The 18,623-nt window shown below is 63.0% G+C and carries 17 protein-coding genes and 2 pseudogenes; 10 read left to right on the top strand and 9 right to left on the bottom strand.

Annotated features, from left to right (window positions below):
• Positions 1-70: 70 nt before the first annotated feature.
• The 4 genes and pseudogenes from V8Z78_RS17980 (at position 71) to hemW (ending at position 4,121) form a co-directional block, all read left to right on the top strand.
• Positions 71-1,103: pseudogene (locus tag V8Z78_RS17980) on the top strand (serine/threonine protein kinase).
• Complete coding sequence (locus V8Z78_RS17985; RefSeq protein ID WP_012839581.1) at positions 1,100-2,005, top strand: PP2C family protein-serine/threonine phosphatase; 906 nt, start codon at positions 1,100-1,102, stop codon at positions 2,003-2,005. Before V8Z78_RS17980 ends, V8Z78_RS17985 begins: the two are co-directional and overlap by 4 nt.
• Positions 2,006-2,098: 93 nt before the next feature.
• The gene (locus tag V8Z78_RS17990; RefSeq protein WP_003062684.1) at positions 2,099-2,698 is read left to right on the top strand and encodes a non-canonical purine NTP pyrophosphatase; all 600 of its coding nucleotides are present in this window, start codon (positions 2,099-2,101) and stop codon (positions 2,696-2,698) included.
• Between the two features lie 193 nt (positions 2,699-2,891).
• The gene (hemW, locus tag V8Z78_RS17995; RefSeq protein WP_034392159.1) at positions 2,892-4,121 is read left to right on the top strand and encodes a radical SAM family heme chaperone HemW; all 1,230 of its coding nucleotides are present in this window, start codon (positions 2,892-2,894) and stop codon (positions 4,119-4,121) included.
• 14 nt (positions 4,122-4,135) lie between these two features.
• On the opposite strand, the gene V8Z78_RS18000 is transcribed toward hemW, so the two are convergent.
• From V8Z78_RS18000 to V8Z78_RS18020, 5 genes are all read right to left on the bottom strand, one after another.
• A complete protein-coding gene (locus V8Z78_RS18000) occupies positions 4,136-4,483 on the bottom strand; it encodes an I78 family peptidase inhibitor (RefSeq protein ID WP_231879734.1) in 348 nt (115 codons plus the stop codon).
• 156 nt (positions 4,484-4,639) lie between these two features.
• On the bottom strand, positions 4,640-5,923 hold the full coding sequence (locus V8Z78_RS18005; RefSeq protein WP_279090007.1) for an SPOR domain-containing protein: 1,284 nt from the start codon (positions 5,921-5,923) through the stop codon (positions 4,640-4,642).
• 98 nt (positions 5,924-6,021) lie between these two features.
• Positions 6,022-7,335, bottom strand: coding sequence for a fumarylacetoacetase (gene fahA / locus V8Z78_RS18010; protein WP_349731856.1), 1,314 nt, complete (start codon positions 7,333-7,335; stop codon positions 6,022-6,024).
• A 108-nt stretch (positions 7,336-7,443) separates the two neighbouring features.
• Positions 7,444-8,265, bottom strand: a complete 822-nt coding sequence (locus tag V8Z78_RS18015; protein ID WP_279090002.1) for a 3-hydroxybutyrate dehydrogenase — start codon at positions 8,263-8,265, stop codon at positions 7,444-7,446.
• Positions 8,262-8,996 (bottom strand): GntR family transcriptional regulator, encoded by a 735-nt coding sequence (locus V8Z78_RS18020; protein ID WP_279089999.1) that lies wholly within the window; start codon positions 8,994-8,996, stop codon positions 8,262-8,264. The genes V8Z78_RS18015 and V8Z78_RS18020 overlap by 4 nt, the downstream gene beginning before the upstream one ends.
• A gap of 267 nt (positions 8,997-9,263) precedes the next feature.
• Here V8Z78_RS18020 and V8Z78_RS18025 point away from each other — a divergent pair, with 267 nt between their 5' ends.
• On the top strand, positions 9,264-11,474 hold the full coding sequence (locus V8Z78_RS18025) for a hypothetical protein (protein WP_349731857.1): 2,211 nt from the start codon (positions 9,264-9,266) through the stop codon (positions 11,472-11,474).
• A 199-nt stretch (positions 11,475-11,673) separates the two neighbouring features.
• Complete coding sequence (locus V8Z78_RS18030; RefSeq protein ID WP_003062668.1) at positions 11,674-11,973, top strand: hypothetical protein; 300 nt, start codon at positions 11,674-11,676, stop codon at positions 11,971-11,973.
• Between the two features lie 122 nt (positions 11,974-12,095).
• Here V8Z78_RS18030 and V8Z78_RS18035 read toward each other — a convergent pair.
• Positions 12,096-12,419 (bottom strand): annotated as a pseudogene (locus tag V8Z78_RS18035) (DNA/RNA non-specific endonuclease); the annotation flags it as partial.
• A gap of 652 nt (positions 12,420-13,071) precedes the next feature.
• Between V8Z78_RS18035 and V8Z78_RS18040 the strand changes: the two are divergent.
• The 3 genes from V8Z78_RS18040 to V8Z78_RS18050 all read left to right on the top strand — a co-directional run bounded on the left by V8Z78_RS18040 (position 13,072) and on the right by V8Z78_RS18050 (position 14,413).
• Entirely contained in the window at positions 13,072-13,386 is a 315-nt protein-coding gene (locus V8Z78_RS18040; RefSeq protein ID WP_003052112.1) for an ArsR/SmtB family transcription factor, read from the top strand.
• On the top strand, positions 13,383-13,730 hold the full coding sequence (locus V8Z78_RS18045) for an SRPBCC family protein (RefSeq protein ID WP_003062661.1): 348 nt from the start codon (positions 13,383-13,385) through the stop codon (positions 13,728-13,730). Before V8Z78_RS18040 ends, V8Z78_RS18045 begins: the two co-directional genes overlap by 4 nt.
• A gap of 77 nt (positions 13,731-13,807) precedes the next feature.
• Positions 13,808-14,413: an ATP-dependent Clp protease proteolytic subunit gene (locus V8Z78_RS18050; protein ID WP_057093260.1), complete on the top strand. Its 606-nt coding sequence runs from the start codon at positions 13,808-13,810 to the stop codon at positions 14,411-14,413.
• A 225-nt stretch (positions 14,414-14,638) separates the two neighbouring features.
• Here V8Z78_RS18050 and V8Z78_RS18055 read toward each other — a convergent pair whose 3' ends face one another.
• On the bottom strand, positions 14,639-15,670 hold the full coding sequence (locus V8Z78_RS18055; RefSeq protein WP_057093257.1) for a DNA/RNA non-specific endonuclease: 1,032 nt from the start codon (positions 15,668-15,670) through the stop codon (positions 14,639-14,641).
• Positions 15,671-15,788: 118 nt separating this feature from the next.
• Positions 15,789-16,589: an AraC family transcriptional regulator gene (locus V8Z78_RS18060; protein ID WP_314352845.1), complete on the bottom strand. Its 801-nt coding sequence runs from the start codon at positions 16,587-16,589 to the stop codon at positions 15,789-15,791.
• A 57-nt stretch (positions 16,590-16,646) separates the two neighbouring features.
• On the opposite strand from V8Z78_RS18060, the gene V8Z78_RS18065 reads away from it, so the two are divergent.
• Positions 16,647-17,375: an aspartate/glutamate racemase family protein gene (locus V8Z78_RS18065; RefSeq protein ID WP_034361486.1), complete on the top strand. Its 729-nt coding sequence runs from the start codon at positions 16,647-16,649 to the stop codon at positions 17,373-17,375.
• Between the two features lie 11 nt (positions 17,376-17,386).
• On the opposite strand, the gene V8Z78_RS18070 is transcribed toward V8Z78_RS18065, so the two are convergent.
• Positions 17,387-18,460: an XdhC family protein gene (locus tag V8Z78_RS18070; protein ID WP_279089896.1), complete on the bottom strand. Its 1,074-nt coding sequence runs from the start codon at positions 18,458-18,460 to the stop codon at positions 17,387-17,389.
• Positions 18,461-18,623: the final 163 nt, after the last annotated feature.

Genomic DNA, 18,623 nt, shown 5'->3' on the forward strand with positions numbered 1-18,623 from the left:
CTTTTGATGGATGCTTGCAATTTCCCGATTATCCGGGTTTCGTATCATCCTTGAGGTTTACCGGTAAAAAATGTCTACAAAAACCAAGCCAGCGCCCCTACCGTCGGGCAGCACAATAGGCGGATACCGGGTGGTGCGCAGGATTTCCTCGGGGGGGGTTCGGGATTGTCTACCTGGCTCTGGACGCCGATGGCCAGCAGGTAGCGATCAAGGAGTACCTGCCGGCTTCGCTTGCCACTCGGGCGCCTGCCGAACTGCAGCCCATGGTGGCGCCAGAAAAACTGTCCCTCTATCGCCTCGGGCTCAAGAGCTTTTTCGAGGAAGGGCGCTCGCTGGCGCAGATTTCCCACGCCTCCGTGGTGAGCGTGCTGAATTTCTTTCGCGAAAACGAAACCGTCTACATGGTGATGAACTACCTGGAAGGGGCGACCCTGCAGGAGTTCATCGTCACGGCGCGCGAGCTCAAGGCCGACAAGGTGTTCAGGGAGTCGACCATCCGCTCTCTGTTTGACGAGGTGCTGCGCGGCCTGCGCATCGTGCATCAGCACAAGATGTTGCATCTGGACATCAAGCCCGCCAATATCTTCATCACCAATGACGACAAGGCCGTGTTGATCGATTTCGGCGCCGCGCGCGAAGTGCTGTCCAAGGAGGGCAACTTCATTCGTCCCATGTACACGCCGGGCTTTGCTGCCCCTGAGATGTACCGGCGCGATTCCCAGCTGGGTCCTTGGACCGATATTTACGCCATTGGCGCCTGCATCTATGCCTGCATGCAGGGCATACCGCCCAATGAAGCTCCGCAGCGTCAGGACAAGGACCGACTGGCCCTTGCCTTGAACAAGCTGCGCGGCGTGTATTCGGACAATCTGATCGAGGTGGTGGAGTGGTGCATGGCCATGGATCCGCTCTCGCGCCCGCAGTCGGTGTTTGCCCTGCAAAAAGAGCTGAGCCGCGAAGGCGAGCGTCGCTATACCAAGCTCAGCATGCAGGAGCGCATGCGCATGCAGTTTGACAACATGGTGCATGACGCCAGGAAGAATCTTCAGAAACTCGGCGGCTCCGAACGTGGAGCGGTGACCGACAGCAATCGCAAACCATGAAATTTTCCGTCTTCCAGCTCAGCCGTCGTGGAGGCCGTGCCCTCAACGAAGACCGCATGGGCTACTGCTACACGCGAGAGGCGGCATTGTTCGTGCTGGCGGACGGCATGGGCGGGCATCCGGACGGCGAAGTGGCCGCACAGATAGCATTGCAGGTGGTTTCCACGCTTTTTCAGCAAAAGGCCAAGCCCATGCTGGAAGAGCCTGCCCTGTTTCTGGAAGAGGCGTTGCTGCAGGCCCATCGCCAGATACTGCGTTATGCCAGCACCAAGGGCATGATGGACACGCCGCGCACCACGCTGGTGGCGGCCGTGCTGCAGGACGGCAAGGTGACCTGGATACACTGCGGCGACTCGCGTCTGTACTGGGTGCGCGACGGGCAGCTCGTCGAGCGAACACGTGATCATTCGTACAGCGAGATGCGCAAGGTCTCCGGTGCGCTGGCGCCGGCCAACCGCAATGTGCTGTTCACCTGCCTGGGCTCGCCTTCCAAGCCCATCTTCGATGTGAGCGAGACAAGGCGGCTTGAGGAGGGCGATCAGCTGATGCTGTGCTCCGATGGCCTCTGGGGGGCGGTGCCGACGCCGGAAATTCTCCAGATCATGAACGGCAAGGCCGTGGCCCACTTTGTGCCCATGCTGGTCGATACGGCGCTCAAGCGAGCCGGGGACGGCAGCGACAATGTCACCGTGCTGGCACTGGTATGGGAAACACCGAATAATTTCGAGCCGTCTTCCATTTCCACACAGGAAATCGAGGATCAGGGCTTCGAGTCCACGATACAGGTGGGGCCGATCGAAGACTGCGAGGATGAGCTCGACGACGAGGCCATCGAGCGATCGATTGCCGAAATCAACGAGGCCATACGCCGTTCGGCACAGCGCCAGAAAGCCAAGACCTGAACACGGTTGCACGCTGCAATAGGCGCTGGCTTGAAACTACTGAATCAATAGCTGATTGCGTAAGCGCCATAAGCGCTTCCATGGATTTTTATTATGAAAATTGTGCTGGCATCCAACAACCGCGGAAAGCTCGCCGAGTTGCAAGCCATGTTTGCCCCGCTGGGCGTGGAGCTGATTCGTCAGGGCGATCTGTTCGAGGGAGAAGCTCCCGAGCCCTATGGCACCTTTGTAGAGAATGCGCTGTCCAAGGCGCGCTTTGCGGCCGAGAAGACCGGCTTGCCCGCCATTGCCGATGATGCCGGCATGTGTGTGGATCATTTTGGCGGTCTGCCCGGCGTGGACACGGCCTACTATTGCACCCAGTTCGGCTACGAGAAAAGCGACGACAACAATGTGCGCGCGCTGCTCGAGCAGATGCAGGGTGTGACCAACCGCCGTGCCGCCATGGTCAGCACCCTGGTGGGCGTGCGCTCGCCCAAGGACCCCGAGCCGCTGATTGCCGTAGGACGCGTGCAGGCTCTGCTCACGACCGAGCGCCGTGGCAGCAATGGCTTCGGCTTTGACCCGGTACTGCTTATTCCCGAGCTGGGCCTGACCTTTGCCGAGATGGAGCCCGAGCTCAAGCATGCGCACAGCCATCGTGGACTTTCTTCGCGCACCATGATCGAGATGGTGAAAGAGCGCTGGTTATAACCAGCGGTCTTTGACCGCACTCCCCCTGAGGCGCTTTGCCTAGGCGGCCCCGCGCCTTCCCCCTTTCTCTGCGCGCTATGAAAGGGGGACGACAGCCTCGCTGCGGGGCGGCGGGGCCGCCTAAGCCCTTGCTTGCTGTCCCATGGTGTTTTAGCGGCGTCGGTTTTGTTTGCGCTAGAAAAGCATATTTCCCATGATTCCCATTCAGCATCAAACAGAGACCGCCGAAGCGGCGGTGCAGCGCGATATTCAGCATTACATGCGGCCTGGCACGCTGCAACTGGGCAGCCTGCCGCCGCTGTCGCTGTATGTGCATCTGCCCTGGTGTCTCAAGAAATGCCCGTATTGCGACTTCAACTCGCATGCCTGGGCCAAGGGAGATGCACTGCCCGAGGATCGCTACATCGATGCTTTGATGGCCGATCTGGAGAGCGCACTGCCGCTGATCTGGGGGCGCACGGTGCACAGCGTCTTCATGGGCGGGGGCACGCCCAGCCTGTTCTCGCCCGAGTCCATAGACAAGCTGATTGCCGGTCTGCGCGCGCGTCTGCGCATGGAGCCCGATTGCGAGATCACCATGGAAGCCAACCCCGGCACCTTCGAGAAGGACCGTTTCAAGGCCTTCCGTGCGGCTGGCGTGAACCGCCTGTCAATCGGGGTGCAGAGCTTTGACGACCGCTATCTGCAGGCTGTCGGCCGTGTGCATGATGCGGCGCAGGCCCAGGCTGCGGTGCGCGAGGCGGCGGACAATTTCGAGACCTTCAATATCGATCTCATGTATGCGTTGCCTGGCCAGAGCATGGTCGATCTGCAGCGCGATGTGGACACGGCACTGTCGTTTGCACCGCCACATCTGTCGATTTATCACCTGACCATCGAGCCCAACACTTATTTCGCCAAATATCCGCCCGTGGTGCCGGAGGACGATACGGCCTATGAGATGCTGGACCTGATCACGGCCAGCACCAGGGCTGCGGGCATGCAGCGCTATGAGGTCTCGGCCTATGCCAAGGACGGCCATCAGTGCTTTCACAACAGCAACTACTGGCAGTTCGGCGACTATCTGGGCATTGGCGCCGGTGCGCACAGCAAGCTGAGCTTTGCCCACCGCATCGTGCGTCAGGTGCGTTTCCGCGATCCGGCCCGCTATATGGACATGGCACTGGCCGGCACGCCGCTGGCACAGGACAACGAGGTCAAGCGCGCCGATCTGCCGTTCGAATACATGCTCAACGCGCTGCGCCTGCGCGGCGGCTTTGCCTTGCAGGAGTTCATGGAGCGCACGGGCCTGCCCATGTCGGCCATTGCCAAGGGGCTCGATCAGGCCCAGGCCAAGGGCCTGATCAGCCGCGATCTGGGCCGCGTGGTGCCCACCGAACGCGGCTTTGACTTTCTGAGCGACCTGCAGGAAATGTTCCTGTAAGTCCTGGCGGGTGCTCAGCCGCAGCGCAGCGCCGTGATCTTGCCTGCGTCATTGGTGATGACGTTCAGGCGCTCCTGGTTGTAGTCCATGGTCGCGGGCTGACCCTCGCGCAGCACGCGCAGCAGGTACGAGCCGGACTTCTGGCGGATGGTTTCCAGCGTCGATGCCACGGTGTTGTGGCCGATATAGATCTGTACCGGCTCCGCGTGGCATACCTGCAGCTGACGCGCAGGCGGGGCGGTCTTGCCGCCTGCGACCATGCCGTTGCTGGCGCAGCCCGCCATCAGCACAGCCATGCTGGCAGCAGCCATGCCGAGCAAAGGGCGGGTGGAAATATGCAGAGTGGGTGTTCGATGCTTCATGCCCCACACCATAGCGCCCCCAGGTGCTCGCGCATGCCAGACCAAGCCTTGATGTGCAAGCGGGTGCAACAAAGCAATGCGAAAATTTGATAGCTTTATGCGCAATTCCCTCAAGGGAATGGTCGCATTTTGACTGTGAATTTTCAGCGCCAGAGTCTATGGCTTGTGGGCTCCTTCTGCACTTTGAAAGATGCCGGCATCGATATTCGCGGCCTGCAGCTTGCGTGCAGCCTTTTCAGCGCGCTTTCGGCTCTCGAAGGGGCCGCTGCGTACTCGGGTGACTTCCCCCTTGTTGCTGGCCATCTTCTGCGTCAGCGCGGGCAGTCTGGACTTTTGCAGCTGCGCCAGCACCTTGTCGGCATTGCCGGCCTCGGAATAGACGCCCAGATTCAGATAGAACTTGCCAGGAACCAGGTCCGAGCCGGCATGGGGTGTCGAGGGGGCAGCTTGTTCCTTTGTATCTGTCGCGGGCCTGGCTGTCGGCTTTTCGCTCAGCTCGGCCTTGACCGCCGCTTTGCTTGGCACTGAGGCAGCTGCGTCGGGCGCAGCCTGCGCTGTGCGTGTGTCTGTCTCGGTGGCGGTCACAGGCGCTGGCTCTGCCGGGCGGTTTTCTGGCTGGGCGGCAGCAGAGGTCGCCTCGGGGGCGGGCTTTGCCAGGTCCGGGCTGACAGCTGGACGATTGGCCACGGCGGTGGCTGCAGGCGCAGCGCTCTTGGTCGGTGCAGGGCCGTCGGCGGGCAGCAAGGCCAGGCCCGCGCCTGCGGCCGCTGCCGCAGGCAGGGCCAGCACCAGCATGGCTGCGGTTCTGTTGCGAGGAGAGCCGACCTGCGCCTGCAAGGCGGCATGGGCGGCGGCCATATTGGGCGCGTCCGTAATCGCCTGCAGCGTCTGGGCCCTGATCTTGCGCCAGTACCAGCCATTGCCCAGCAGGCCGGGCACGGCCACAGCCACCAGCCAAAGTGCAATGCCCAGGCCCAGCGCCATGGCCTCGGGCAGAGCCGGGCGCAGGCCAAACCACCAGATCAGCGCGGTTGCCGTGACGGCTGCGAGGTATTTGCCAGCCTCGCGCCATAGACCGTGCAGGCTGCACCAGGCCAGGGTCAGGAAGGCTGCCGCCATATTCCAGCTGGGCAGGCTGCGGTCCAGGGCATCGAAGCGCTTGAACTGGGCCAGGTAAAAGTCGCGTGAACGTGGGCTCAGGCGGCTGGCATAGAGCTGGGGCAGCAGGCCGCTGTCCTCCTCTTCGGGTGCAGTGCTCTGCCCGGCCTCGTGTTGCAGACTGTGCTGCATGGAATAGGCCGCGGCTGCAAAGGCTCCTGCAATGGAGGCAGGCAAGGGGCTGGCATCCGAGCGCGCAGGCTGGTTCAGTACGGGCTCCTGGCGCTGGTTTCGGCCAGCAGGGGCGAGCGCAGGGGTGGGGGTGTCCGAAGCGGAAGGCATGGCTGCAATTGTGTCATGGCGTTACGAGCAGGCCGAAGGCAGATTCCCAACAAAAAACCGGCGCCAGGCCGGTTTTTTGCGGGATGGCCGAGGCCCGCTCAGGCCTGGTGCGCGGGCAGAACGGTGGCACGGCATTCGCCAAAGCCGATGCGCGCGGCACCGGGCTTTTCGCACCAGCCGGCAAAGACCACGGCGTCTCCGTCGAGCAGGAAGGTGCGGGTTTCGCCGTTGCTCAGGCTCAGGGGCTTTTTGCCGCCTTCGGTGATTTCCAGCAGGGCGCCGGCTTCGGCCATGGTGGGGCCGGACAGCGTGCCCGTGCCCAGCAGGTCACCGGGTTGCAGATCGCAGCCGTTGACGGTGTGGTGGGCAATCAGCTGGGCCATGGTCCAGTAGGCGTGGCGGTAGCTGGTCCGGGTGATCTGCTCGGCGGCCTTGCCTTCGGCGCGCATCTTCTCGGTCTGGATGGCAACCGTGAGCTGCACGTCGAGCGCACCGCGCTGCGAGTTGGCTTCGGAGCTGAGGTAGGGCAGGGGCTGTGGGTCCTCGGACGGGCGGACAAAGGCCGTGCGATAGGGCTCCAGTGCTTCCAGCGTCACAATCCAGGGCGAGATGCTGGTGGCGAAGTTCTTGGACAGGAAGGGGCCCAGTGGCTGGTATTCCCAGGCCTGAACGTCGCGTGCCGACCAGTCGTTGAGCAGGCACAGACCGAAGATATGGTTTTCGGCGTCCTCGATGCCGATGGCATCGCCCCAGGCATTGGCCGAGCCGGCATAGATGCCCATCTCCAGCTCATAGTCGAGGCGGTTGCAGGGCTTGAGCACGGGGTCGGCATCGGGAGCCTTGAGCTGGCCGTTGGGGCGCTTGAAGTCCACGCCCGAGATGCGGATGCTGGAGGCACGACCGTGGTAGCCGATGGGCACCCACTTGTAGTTTTCCATCAGCGGGTTGGTGGGGCGGAACAGCTTGCCCACATTGGTGGCGTGGTGCACGGAGGTGTAGAAGTCCGTGTAGTCGCCCACCTGTGCGGGTACGCCGTATTCCACATCGGCCTGGGGCACGAGGCAGGCCTTGAGGGCGACTTCCTGGGCAGCACCGGCACGCAGGGCGCGCGACAGGGCCAGGCGCAGGGCCGACCAAGACGCCGGGCCCATGGCCATCAAGCTGTTGAGCTGAGCTTGCGCCGCTGCGTCGACCTGGGCCTGCACATCGCCGCCCAGTGCCTTGGCATCGCGAACAGCCGCCATGTCCAGCACCTGGTCGCCAATCGCCACGCCGCCGCGAAAGGCCTCGCTGCTGTTTTTGCGACGAAAGACTGCAAACGGCAGGTTCTGGATGGGGAAGTCGCTGCTGCCCGTGTTGGCGCTGGCGACCCAGCTTTGCAGGCCGGCGTCGTGGGTTTCGTTCAATGCCATGTTCGTCTCCTTAAACGATTTGAATAAAAACAGGCTGCAGCGCTGATCTGCTGTGCGCTGTCAGCCATCGATCTATGACTGATCTATGGGATCTGGCTTGTGGATCCTTCATGCTGCGGTAAAGCCTCCATCCATATTCCACTGTGCACCACGCACCTGGGCGGCGTTGTCGCTGGCCAGAAAGCCGACCAGTGCCGCGACCTGTTCCACCGTCACAAAAGCCTGCGAGGGCTGCTTGGCGCCCAGCAGCCTGGCGCGGGCTGCCGCCTCGTCCAGCTGCTCGCGCTGCGCCAGGGCTTCGATCTGGGCCTGCACCAGCGGCGTGAGCACCCAGCCGGGGCAAATGGCGTTGCAAGTCACGGGCGTGGTGGCCAGCTCCAGTGCCACGGATTTGGTCAGGCCCAGCAGGCCGTGCTTGCTGGCCACATAGGCGGGCTTGTGGGCCACGCCGACCAGGCCGCTGACGGATGCCATATTGATGATGCGCCCCCAGCCGTGCTCCAGCATGGCCGGCGTGCAGGCCTGTATGGTGTGAAACGGTGCGCTCAGGTTGACGGCCAGCATGGTGTTCCATAGGTCTGGCGGAAAGCTGAGCACGGATTCCACATGCTGCATTCCCGCGTTGTTGACCAGAATGTCCACCGCGCCCAGCTCGGCGGCGATGCGCCGGGCCAGCGGGGCAATGGCCAGGCCGTCGCTCAGATCCAGTGGGTAATAGCGGGCGGCCACACCCAGTGCGTGCAGCTCGGCCAGCTGTGCATCGGTGCTGGCAGACGCCTGTGCGCTGCCATGCAGGGCAATGGCGGCGCCTTCGCAGGCCAACTGTCTGGCAACGGCCCAGCCTATGCCGCTGGTGGAGCCGGTGATCCAGGCCACACGGCCGCTATGGGGCCTGGAGAGCTGCCGGACTTGGGGCAGGACGGTGGTCATTTGAGCAGGTCCATTTCGATATGCACGTATTCGCTGATGAAGCGTACCTTGGCCCAGTAGACGATCAAGCCCTGTGGATTGCAGGCCCAGCGCAGCGCCTGCATCAACGGCGTGCCCAGCGGAACGCCCAGATGCTCGGCAATCAGCTCGTCGGCCGGGGCTACGCTCAGGTACTGGCGGGCCTTGGCGATCTGCGCTGGATCATTTCCCAGCGCCTGAGCAAGCGTGGTGCGCTCCAGCTGCTCCTGCAGCCTGGGGTAGAGGTTTTGTTCCAGGTACAGCTCGGACAGGCAAAAGCGTGCATCGCCGTGCTTGTGTACGCGCAAAAAATAGGTATAGGCAGAGGCCAGTTCGCCAGGGGAAGGGAAGCCGGCCGGAATGGGCGGCACGCAGTCATTCGCTTGCTGCAGCGTAGTCTGCTGAATCTGCTCACCAAAGGCCACCAGCTCCTGCCAGGTCGTTGGCAGCAAAAAGGATGGGGGCTTGTAGGGCTGGCCAACGACCTTGGTGCCGCCGCGCTTGCGGGTCTGCAGCAGGCCTTCATCGACCAGCGCATGTACGGCCATGCGCACCGTGGTGCGCGAGACGCTGTGCAGGGCCTCGAGCTCCTCGACGGTGGGGATGCTTTGCCCGATCGTCCACTCGCCCGTCGCTATCTTGTTGCGAAACAGTCGGGCCAGCTGCAGGTGCAACTTGTCGCGGGTTTGGGGGGCGGTGGACGTCGCAGTCATAGGCACGGTTTTGCGGTGCAGTGTAGCAAATAAAGTATCTAAAAAAGTACTTTATTGAAAAAGACCAGCAGGCACTCAAGATGGCGCAATAAGGCAGCGGACGGGAGTGCAAACCAGCCCAAAGAAGCGCAAGAGTTCACAAATGTCACCATTCAGACAGTGCAAATGACTTTTAAACTCCTCGCTTTTGATAGCGGATAGTGCAGGCAGCCATTGGTTGCAATGTGCTTTGACAAGGGCAATCCTTGCCTGGGAGTTGGTAGTTTCATGCAGAAGCAGTACGAGTGGCAGTTTTTCCGCGCCGGCGAGGTGGACCAGGTGGTGATTCGCACGGGCCAGGACATTGCCCATATTGGTGAGCTGGATCAGAAGCTGTGGGTGGCTCTGGCCTGTCCCACGCGAGGTATCGAGTTCGACAGCGCAACGCTGGATTTGATTGACGAGAGCAAGGACGGCCGTATTCGCCCTCCGGAGCTGGTGGCCGCCTGTGAATGGGCCGTGGCAAGAGTGCGTGATCCGCAGGTTCTGGCCGATGGCGGCGATGTGCTGCAACTGAACAGCATCAACGATGCGACGGAGGAAGGCGCGCTGTTGCTGGCAGAGGCCAGACGCGTGCTGGAGCTCGCGGGCCTGCCCGATGCCCAGGCCATCACGCTGGCCCAGGTGCAGGAGCGCATGGCTTCGCTGCAGGCCCTGCGTTTCAATGGCGACGGCGTCGTCAGTGCAGCCACGGCCGAAGGCGACGAGGCCCTGGCTGGTCTGATTGCCCGCATTCAGGAGCTTTACGGCGCGGTGGACGGCAGCGATGGCGTTCCAGGCATCGATCGCAGCAAGGCCGAGGCCTTCTGGGAGGACGTGCAAGCCCTGCAGACCTGGTTTGCCCAGGCGGCAGAGCTGGGTTGCAATCTGCAGCCGCGTGCACTGGCGCTGGCGGCTGCGGAGGCCGTGAACGCAGTGCAGGCCAAAGTCGATGACTTTTTTGCCCGCACGCGCCTGGTGGAGTTCGATGCCAATGCACGTGCACCGCTCAACCCGACGGAAGAAGGCTATGCCGCTTTGGGGGCGCAGGTGCTCAGCAATGCATCGGAGTCTCTGGCCGCGCTGCCGCTGGCCGCAGTGACCGGTGAGCGCAGCCTGCCGCTGGTGAATGGCGTCAACCCCGCCTGGGCTGCTGCCTTGCAGACCTTGCGCGAGCAGGCCGTGCAACCCGTGTTCGGCGAAGCGTTGACGGCGCTGACCGAGGTGCAGTGGGATCAGCTCAAGACCATGCTGGCCCATTGCCAGCAATGGTTGTCGGAGTGCCCGGCAACGCCGCTGGGCGCAGTGGGCGAGGCCGAAATTCAGCAACTGCTGTCCAGCGGGTTGAAAGACGCAGTGATGCAGTTGCTGGACCATGACGATGCCGAAAAAGAGCATGCCGTGCAGGCCATGGCTCTGGAGAAGCTGATCCGCCTGCAGCGCGATCTGCTGGAGCTGCTCAACAACTTTGTCTCCTTCTCCCGCTTCTATCGCCGCGAAGGCGCGGCCTTCCAGGCCGGTACCTTGTTCCTGGACGGCCGCAGCTGCGATCTGACCGTGGAGGTTGCCGATGCGGCAGCCCACTCCACGCTGGCCGCCATGGCCAAAACCTATCTGGCCTACTGCGAATGCAAGCGCGAGGAGCAGAAAAAGACGATCGTCGCGGCCTTCACGGCAGGCGATGTGGACTTTCTGTTCGTGGGGCGCAACGGCGTCTTCTACGACCGTGCGGGCAATGACTGGGATGCCACCATCGTCAAGCTCATCGACAACCCGACCAGCATCGGCCAGGCCTTTTTCTCGCCCTACAAGAAGTTCCTGCGCATGATCGAGGAGCAGGTCGCCAAGCATGCCGCAGCCAAGAACGATGTGGTCAATACCAGCCTCAGCGACAACGCGACCAAGCTGGTGACGGCGCCCAAGGACTTGGCCCAGGCACCTGCTCCAGCGCGCAAGACCGATGTGGGGACGGTGGCCGCCATCGGTGTGGCGCTGGGCTCGCTGAGCGCCGTGATCGTTGGCATCTTCGGCAAGTTCATCGAACTGGGGCCGTGGATTCCGGTAGCCATACTGGGTCTTATCCTGGCCATCTCCGGTCCCAGCATGCTGATTGCCTGGCTCAAGCTGCGTCAGCGCAGCCTGGGACCGATTCTGGATGCCAGCGGCTGGGCCATCAATGGCCGCATGAACATCAATCTGGGCCTGGGCCGCAGCCTGTCGCAGACGGCCAAGGTACCGGTCAACGCCAGGCGCAATATTGCCGACCCTTACGCGGACAGCCATGGCCTGCGCAACAGCCTGTGTGTGCTGGCACTGATGGCAGCCGCCGCGCTGCTGGCCTGGCGCATGCACTGGCTGGACGCCGTGCTGCCTGTCAGCTGGCAGCATGTCCCGGCGGCGGCCAGCGCGCCAGCGGTCACCGCACCGGCAGCGGCCGCAGCAGAGTCCGCTGTCAGGTAAGCCAGAGGCGCGCGCCGTCTGCAGAGGCTGGCGGAAGGCCCATCGCTTCGCCGCACCACCCAATACCGCTTGCATGGGTGCGGTATTGGGGGCTGGAGCCGGAATCTGTCCTAGAGTGCTGTTCTGTACTCACCGAAGCATCTTGGATGTGCATGCATTCAAGGTGCTTTTTCATTGCATTTGATGACAGGAGCAAGCCATGGGACGTGCCATCCATTCCGCGCATGAACTTCTCGCCACCAATGAGCGTGAGCTCTACGATCTTTCCCAGTCCGATACGGCGCTGGTCAGGCTGAGCCCGGCCCAGCGCCGCCTGCAGCTGCAGCGCGCCCGCGCCATGCGCGATCGGGCACGTGCGCTGTACCGCCGGCAGGTCGGCCACACGCTGCACCACACGGCCACCAAGCGTGGCTTCACGGGCATGGCCAATGAGCGCACCCGCCAGAAGGCCCAGGTGCTGTCCGAGGTGGTGCGTCGGCTGGCGGGCGAGCCGGCCTGAGTCCCGCAGTCTTTGCGGAACTGTGCAGCTATCTAAAAGTGAGCTTTCTGCGCATGTCATTCAATGATTTCAATATTGAATGTCATTGAAATCATTGAATGAATTACGTATTCAGCTCATTTTTATGCTTGCGGTAGATGCACGGCCGACAGCAGCGGCATGCCGGTGCGGCGCGTGAACTCCTCGTAGCTGATGGGCGGGCCCATGCGGGTGTCGGCACTATTGGCCTGCCAGTACTCCCAGCTCTTGCCGGTGCTGGCGTCATAGACCAGCTTGAAGATGTGGCAGGGCACATGGACCTTGCCCGGCCCGATGGTGAGCGGCTGCCCGTCGAACACCGGGCCGGTGAAGACGTAGACATCATTCTTGGCGCGCTGGGCGTAGCGGCGCGTGTCCTGCTCGACCTTGCTCCAGACGCCGCCGTTGTGGGTCTGGTTCTGCGGAAGTCAGGATTCGATTCGACCAAGCCACAAGAAGACGGAGATCATCGAGTGGTCGGCCTGGATGCTCAGTCAACTCTCATGATTTTTCTGAGCGATGAGATCTTCCCAGTCATCTGGGCGCTGATCCTCTCCGCGCGAGTGCCAGTACTCATCATTGTTGGGATTGCATTTATTTGCATGGTTGTCGTTGTCGGCTTTGCTGGGCATGGTCGCTCTCCTTGATGGATGTGTCAGGAATTCCATTTCTGCTTTTTTGCGATGGCTTGTTGCATTCGATCAACATACGAGCCCTTGGGCACGCTACCTCCGGTCTTGATTGCAACAGCGCTTTGAATACGGGAAATCGCCGTCTGGGTAACGGGGGTCGGGTTGGCTGCCGGGCGCAGGGGCACTACGGCGAACGGATGACTTGGTCATAGAGTCTCCAATGAAGTTGAGAACGTGGCATTTTTCAGTGCCACGTAGGCACTGTCATCGATCAGTTCAATGGAGTTCATCCAGAAATGTTCACTTTGGCATGGGCGTGTACGGCACAGGGCAAGTTTTTGGAGGTACCCACGTCCGGCACAGGGTGCGGTCTATGCCAAAGCGGGTCGGCAGGCACCTTATCCATGGAATGTTTGCGTTTTAGATAAGTGATTGCTAAAGTGTCGCCATGCCCGAAAACGACATCTTCAAGGCCCTGGCCGACCCCACGCGCCGCTCCATCTTCGAGAAGCTGGCCGCTGGCAGCATGCATGCCAGCGCACTGCGCGAGGGCAAGGAGATCAGCCAGTCGGCCATGTCCCAGCATCTGGCCGTGCTGCGCAATGCGGGGCTGGTGAGCGAGCAGCGCCAGGGGCGCTTCGTGCATTACGAGGTCGATCCCGAAGGGCTGGCGCTGATTGCGGGCTGGCTGGCGAAGTACCGCGCCTACTGGCCGCAGCGTGTGGATGCCCTCAAGGGCCTGCTCAAGGACATGGACCAATGAATGATATGGACAACGACGATGCGGCCTGCGAACTGGTGCAGGAGTACGCGCTGGACGCCTCGCCCGAGAAGGTCTGGCGCGCGCTGAGCATTCCCGAGTTGCGCGCGCAGTGGCTGCCGGGCACCGAGCATGCCGAGCCGTTGAGCGAGGTGCCGCCGCAGGCGTTGAGCCTGCGGCTGCGCGAGGCCGAGCCGCCCTTTCTGGAAAGCACGGTGGACCTGAAGATTAGCCCCGCTGCCGACGGCGGTACGCTGCTGCGCATCGTCCATGTGCTGACCGATGCGCGGGCGCAGCCCGCCAGGGAGGTGGCCAATGATGGCGGCTTCCTGATGTACGCGACCTGAGGCGCTGCCCTGGCAACGGGGCGTGCGGCGCAGGGCTGCGGTTCTTTTTTTTCACCATCACACACAGGAGTTCGCCCATGCGCGAATCGATGATGCTCGTCCCCATGGTTGTCGAACAGTCGGCGCGCGGAGAGCGGTCCTTCGACATCTACTCGCGCCTGCTGCGCGACCGCGTGATCTTTTTGAACGGCGAGGTGAACGATGCGGTCTCTGCCTTGGTCTGCGCGCAGTTGCTGTTCCTGGAGGCGGAGAACCCCGACAAGCCCATACACCTCTACATCAACTCGCCGGGCGGCGTGATCACCAGCGGCCTGGCCATGTACGACACCATGCAGTTCATCAAGTCGCCCGTGCACACGCTGTGCATGGGCACGGCGCGGTCGATGGGCTCCTTCCTGCTGATGGCCGGCGAGCCCGGCCACCGCATGGCCATGCCCAACGCCAGCCTGCACGTGCACCAGCCGCTGGGCGGCGTGCAGGGGCAGGCCTCGGACATCCGTATTCATGCCGAGGAAATGCTGCGCACCAAGGACCGCGTGACGCGCCTGTACGCCCAGCACTGCGGGCGCAGCTACCAGGAGGTGGAACGTGACCTGGACCGCGACCGCTTCATGACCGCCAAAGAGGCCCGCGAGTGGGGCCTGATAGACAAGGTTCTGGACCGGCGCACGGCAACTCTCTGAGCCGCAGCGCCAGCAGCGCGCTTCTCTTCTCCCCATCCTCGTAACCGCCACGAGGCAAGTTGCCCGCAGCGAAGCGGAGGGTCGCGGACATTCGGGTCGCCTTTTCTTGGCCTACGTTCTTTTAGCGAAGCAAAAGAAGGTAGGTCGGCCGCCGGGCCGAGACCCGGCTTCAAAAAACAACCACCCGGCAGGGGCAAAGACGGCCTCCTGGTCCACGCCAGAAGGCTAACCGTGACCCCGCATCACCCCCGCCAACAACGGCATCCCCGTCCTCCGAGTGAACTCCTCATAACTGATGGGCGCACTCATCCGCGTATCCGCACTGTTGGCCTGCCAGTACACCCAGCTCTTGCCGGTGCTGGCGTCATAGACCAGCTTGAAGAGGTAGTCGGGCACCGCCACCTTGCTCTCACCGATGGTGGCGGCGTTCTTGTTGAAGACAGGGCCGGTGAAGACAAAGACATCGCCCCGGGCGCGCAGCGCATATTTGCGCGTGGCCTGTTCCACCTGGCTCCAGGCGCCCGCGTTGTGTACCTGGTTCTGCGGCACCATATTCGCGAGGCTGAAGCTCTGGGCCATGGCCTCGGGCGTGCTCATGTCGGCCGCCGGGGCCATATGGCCGCGTGAGAACCCGGAGCGCTTGTAGTCGTCGAGCTCGGAGCGCTCGGCGCGCGGCAGGCGGGCGTCGGCATAGAACTTGTCGCTGCGCTGCAAGCCCTGGGCCTGCTGCAGCATCTGGCGATTCAGGCGCTCGGCCACAAACACAGGGGTCTTGGTGCTGCCGTTGTGCAGCACGGCAAAACCCGAAAAGCACAGCTCGCGCTCACGGGGTTGAAGCTGCAGGGCCGGAGCCTTGCCGCCGGGAAAGAACTGGGGGCAGCGGGCAAAGTGCGTGGGCAGGGCTGTGGCCGTGACATCGGCCTTGTCCACCTTGCCGCCCACGCTGGGCGTGTGGGCGCCGGAACCGGAACCGGAACGCAGATCATCCAGATCCGGCCAGCCGTTCTTGCGAAAGGCCTGCAGGGTCTGGCCGAGCGCATCGAGTGCGGGAATATGCAGGGCTGCCAGCGCCTGGCCCAGCAGTCTCTCGGCGGAGACGCTGGGATTGAAGCTGCAACTGGCGATCTGGAAGCTGGCCAGTGCCGCAGCACCCGCAGACAGGGCAAAGCGCCTGATGCGGGAGAGGCTGTTGCCAGCAGTCCTGGAAGCTTTGCCGCGCTTGCGCGCAGGCGTTTTCTTTTTCTTGGCGGTCGTCATTCAGGCGGCAATGGTACGCCGCCTGAATGCTGCTTGAAGCGAGGTGCGGGCCGCAGGCCGCACTTTGTGTGTCCGGCAATGAAACCGTATGTGAACCATAGGCCCAGAGGCCTGCGATTCAGGGGCAGCCTGCGTGCTTCAGACCGTGATGTTCCCGGTACTGGCCTGGCGTCAGGCCCAGGTGTTTGCGAAACACATGGCCCATATGCGACTGGTGGTTGAAGCCGCAGTCCAGTGCAATTTGCGGAAGGGGCTGATCAGAGCCTTGAATCATGGTGCGGGCCGCCTGCAGCCGGGTCTCCATGATCCAGGCATGCGGCGTCATGCCCGTGAGCCGTGTGAACTCACGCAGAAAGCGCAAGGGGCTGGTGCCCACCATGGCGGACAGATCGGCAATGCTCAGCGACCGCTCGAACTCGGCGGCAATGCGGTCCAGCACGCGCGCATAGCCGGCGCCGGGGCGTGCGTCGGCCCCGCAGGCGCTGCCCTCCTGGCAGGCCATGAAGCGCAGCGCAGCCTGCTCGATGGCCAGAGCGTCCGGACAGGGGCTGAGCAGCAGCAGGCGCAGATGCAGTGCCATCTGCAAGGCCGAGCGCTGGCCATGTTGCGAGATGCGCTGCGATGGCCCGGGAGCGTCAGCCTCATGGGCGGCATAGCGCAGCACCAGATATTCGCCGCCGGTGGCCGACTCGGAAAATACTTCGACGCCTGGCGGCGTATAGCTCAGGGTGCCGGGCCAGGTATCGAAGTCCTCGCGCCTGTCGGAGGCAATGGCGTGCACGCCTTGCTGTCTTTGCAGCGCAATGCCCAGCGCATGCATGCGCACCGGGTCGCGGCTGCTGTAGGGCGCGCGGCCTAGCAAATGGATCTGCACCGCTGGCGCATCGGTTGTAGAAGGCTGAATCAGGTGGGTCTTCATGGCTTGCTGAAATTTCATGATAGACGATGGCGGTCGGCCGGCCTCACACTGCTGCTCATGAATCAAGACCTGCAAACAAGCACCGGGCCGCATCGCGTCATAGGCCTGATCGGCGGCATGAGCTGGGAATCCAGCGCCGAGTATTACCGCCTGATCAACCAGGGTGTCAGGGAGCGTCTGGGCGCGTTGCGCTCGGCCAGGCTGCTGATGTACAGCGTGGACTTCGGCCCTGTCGAGCAGGCCCAGCATGAAGGCCGCTGGGACGATGCGGCAGCGTTGCTGGCCGATGCCGCCCGGCGTCTGCAAGCCGGTGGCGCCGACTGTGTGCTGCTTTGCACCAACACCATGCACAAGGTGGCGGATCGGGTGGCAGCAGCCGTGTCGATCCCGTTTTTGCACATAGCCGACCCGGTCGGTGCGGCCGCGCGCGCAGCCGGTGTGCAGGTGCTGGGGCTGCTGGGTACGCGCTTCACCATGGAGCAGCCGTTCATGCGCGAGAGGCTGGAGCAGCAGTTCGGCCTGAAGGTGCTGGTGCCAGGCGAAGCCGAGCGCGCGCAGGTGCATCGCATCATCTATGAGGAGCTTTGCGCGGGGCAGATCAGCGATGTGTCGCGCAAGCTCTATCAGCGTGCCATCGAGTCATTGGCGGCCCGTGGCGCGCAGGCCGTGGTGCTGGGATGCACGGAAATCGGCTTGCTCATCAAGAGCGAAGACAGCGTGTTGCCGGTGCTGGACACCACGGCCTTGCATGCTGCAGCGGCCGTGGATTTTGCGCTACGGGCCTGAGTCGCCGGATATCAGCGCGCCGAGCCCGGCTGGAGGATTTCCGGAATGGCGCAATGCGTGCTGGCCTCGTTCATGGCGATGTCATGCTCGTGTTTGGCCACCTCCACCGACATGGCCTGCGGCAGCGGCACGGCGTTTTTCACGGCCAGAATCTCGGCCATTACGCTCACCGCGATCTCTGCCGGAGTCTTGCTGCCGATATAGAGACCGATGGGACCGCGCAGTCTGGCCAGCGAGGCTTCGGTCTCGCCAAAGTGTTCCATCATGCGCTCGCGCCTTGCGTGGTTGTTGCGGCGCGAGCCGATGGCGCCCACATAGAAGGCCGGGCTGTGCAGGGCTTCGAGCAGGGCCAGGTCGTCGAGCTTGGGGTCATGGGTGAGGGCGACGATGCAGCTGCGCGCATCGGGCTTGAAGGCTGTGACCGCATCGTCCGGCATGTCGGTGACGGTGTTGACCTGGGCCACCGACCAACTGCCCATATATTCCTCGCGCGGGTCGCAGACGGTGACCGTGAAGCCGTTGAACAAGGCCATGGTGGCCAGGTATTCGGCCAGGGCCCCTGCACCGATCAGCAGCATGCGGTAGCCGGGGCCGAGGTGGTTGACGAGTTGCTGGCCGTCAAACTCCAGCGCGTCGGGGTGCTCGGCCGTCTGCAGGCGGACTTCGCCGCTGCTGCAGTCGACACTGCGTTTCACCAGTGATCCTGCTTCAAGCTCGGCCACCAGTTGCTGCAGGCTGGCCGCATCGGGGTTGAATTCCAGCAGCAGCTCCAGCGTGCCGCCGCAGGGCAGGCCGAAGCGGTGGGCCTCGTCGGCGCTCACGCCGTAACGCACCAGTTGCGGCGAGCCGTCGGGAATGCCCAGGTTTTGGTTCAGGGCCTTGGTGTGGCGAGCTATCAAATCGTCTTCGATGCAGCCGCCCGATACCGAGCCAATGGCGCGACCGTCCTCGCGCAAGGCCATCATGGAGCCCACGGGGCGCGGGGACGAGCCCCAGGTGCGCACCACGGTGGCCAGCAAGGCGTGCTGACCGGCCGAGCGCCAGTCACGCAATGCCTTGAGTACCAAGACGTCAATATTGTCCATTGCTTGCTTTCTCTGTTTCTCTCGCTCGCTGCAATTTTGAAGCATCAGGCGGGCACCGGGTAGCGACGCTACCCGTAAATGATCACGCGCAAAAAGGCCTTCCGAGGCCTGAAGGACAGGGAAGGCCGGCTTGTGCAGAGCTGTGCAGCGCTTTGGCAGCGCC

The organism is Comamonas sp. wu1-DMT (genome assembly GCF_040187805.1).
GTDB classification, from domain to species: domain Bacteria; phylum Pseudomonadota; class Gammaproteobacteria; order Burkholderiales; family Burkholderiaceae_C; genus Comamonas; species Comamonas thiooxydans.

Bases quoted from the DNA above. Each gene is read 5' to 3' on its own strand.
- V8Z78_RS18015 (WP_279090002.1), bottom strand. From the start codon at position 8,265: ATGACCACCGTCCTGCCCCAAGTCCGGCAGCTCTCCAGGCCCCATAGC.
- V8Z78_RS18020 (WP_279089999.1), bottom strand. From the start codon at position 8,996: ATGACTGCGACGTCCACCGCCCCCCAAACCCGCGACAAGTTGCACCTG.
- V8Z78_RS18045 (WP_003062661.1), top strand. From the start codon at position 13,383: ATGAATGATATGGACAACGACGATGCGGCCTGCGAACTGGTGCAGGAG.
- V8Z78_RS17985 (WP_012839581.1), top strand. From the start codon at position 1,100: ATGAAATTTTCCGTCTTCCAGCTCAGCCGTCGTGGAGGCCGTGCCCTC.
- V8Z78_RS18065 (WP_034361486.1), top strand. From the start codon at position 16,647: ATGAATCAAGACCTGCAAACAAGCACCGGGCCGCATCGCGTCATAGGC.
- V8Z78_RS18000 (WP_231879734.1), bottom strand. From the start codon at position 4,483: ATGAAGCATCGAACACCCACTCTGCATATTTCCACCCGCCCTTTGCTC.
- V8Z78_RS18030 (WP_003062668.1), top strand. From the start codon at position 11,674: ATGGGACGTGCCATCCATTCCGCGCATGAACTTCTCGCCACCAATGAG.
- V8Z78_RS17990 (WP_003062684.1), top strand. From the start codon at position 2,099: ATGAAAATTGTGCTGGCATCCAACAACCGCGGAAAGCTCGCCGAGTTG.
- V8Z78_RS18050 (WP_057093260.1), top strand. From the start codon at position 13,808: ATGCGCGAATCGATGATGCTCGTCCCCATGGTTGTCGAACAGTCGGCG.
- V8Z78_RS18040 (WP_003052112.1), top strand. From the start codon at position 13,072: ATGCCCGAAAACGACATCTTCAAGGCCCTGGCCGACCCCACGCGCCGC.
- hemW (WP_034392159.1), top strand. From the start codon at position 2,892: ATGATTCCCATTCAGCATCAAACAGAGACCGCCGAAGCGGCGGTGCAG.
- V8Z78_RS18025 (WP_349731857.1), top strand. From the start codon at position 9,264: ATGCAGAAGCAGTACGAGTGGCAGTTTTTCCGCGCCGGCGAGGTGGAC.
- V8Z78_RS18005 (WP_279090007.1), bottom strand. From the start codon at position 5,923: ATGCCTTCCGCTTCGGACACCCCCACCCCTGCGCTCGCCCCTGCTGGC.
- V8Z78_RS18055 (WP_057093257.1), bottom strand. From the start codon at position 15,670: ATGACGACCGCCAAGAAAAAGAAAACGCCTGCGCGCAAGCGCGGCAAA.
- fahA (WP_349731856.1), bottom strand. From the start codon at position 7,335: ATGGCATTGAACGAAACCCACGACGCCGGCCTGCAAAGCTGGGTCGCC.
- V8Z78_RS18070 (WP_279089896.1), bottom strand. From the start codon at position 18,460: ATGGACAATATTGACGTCTTGGTACTCAAGGCATTGCGTGACTGGCGC.
- V8Z78_RS18060 (WP_314352845.1), bottom strand. From the start codon at position 16,589: ATGAAGACCCACCTGATTCAGCCTTCTACAACCGATGCGCCAGCGGTG.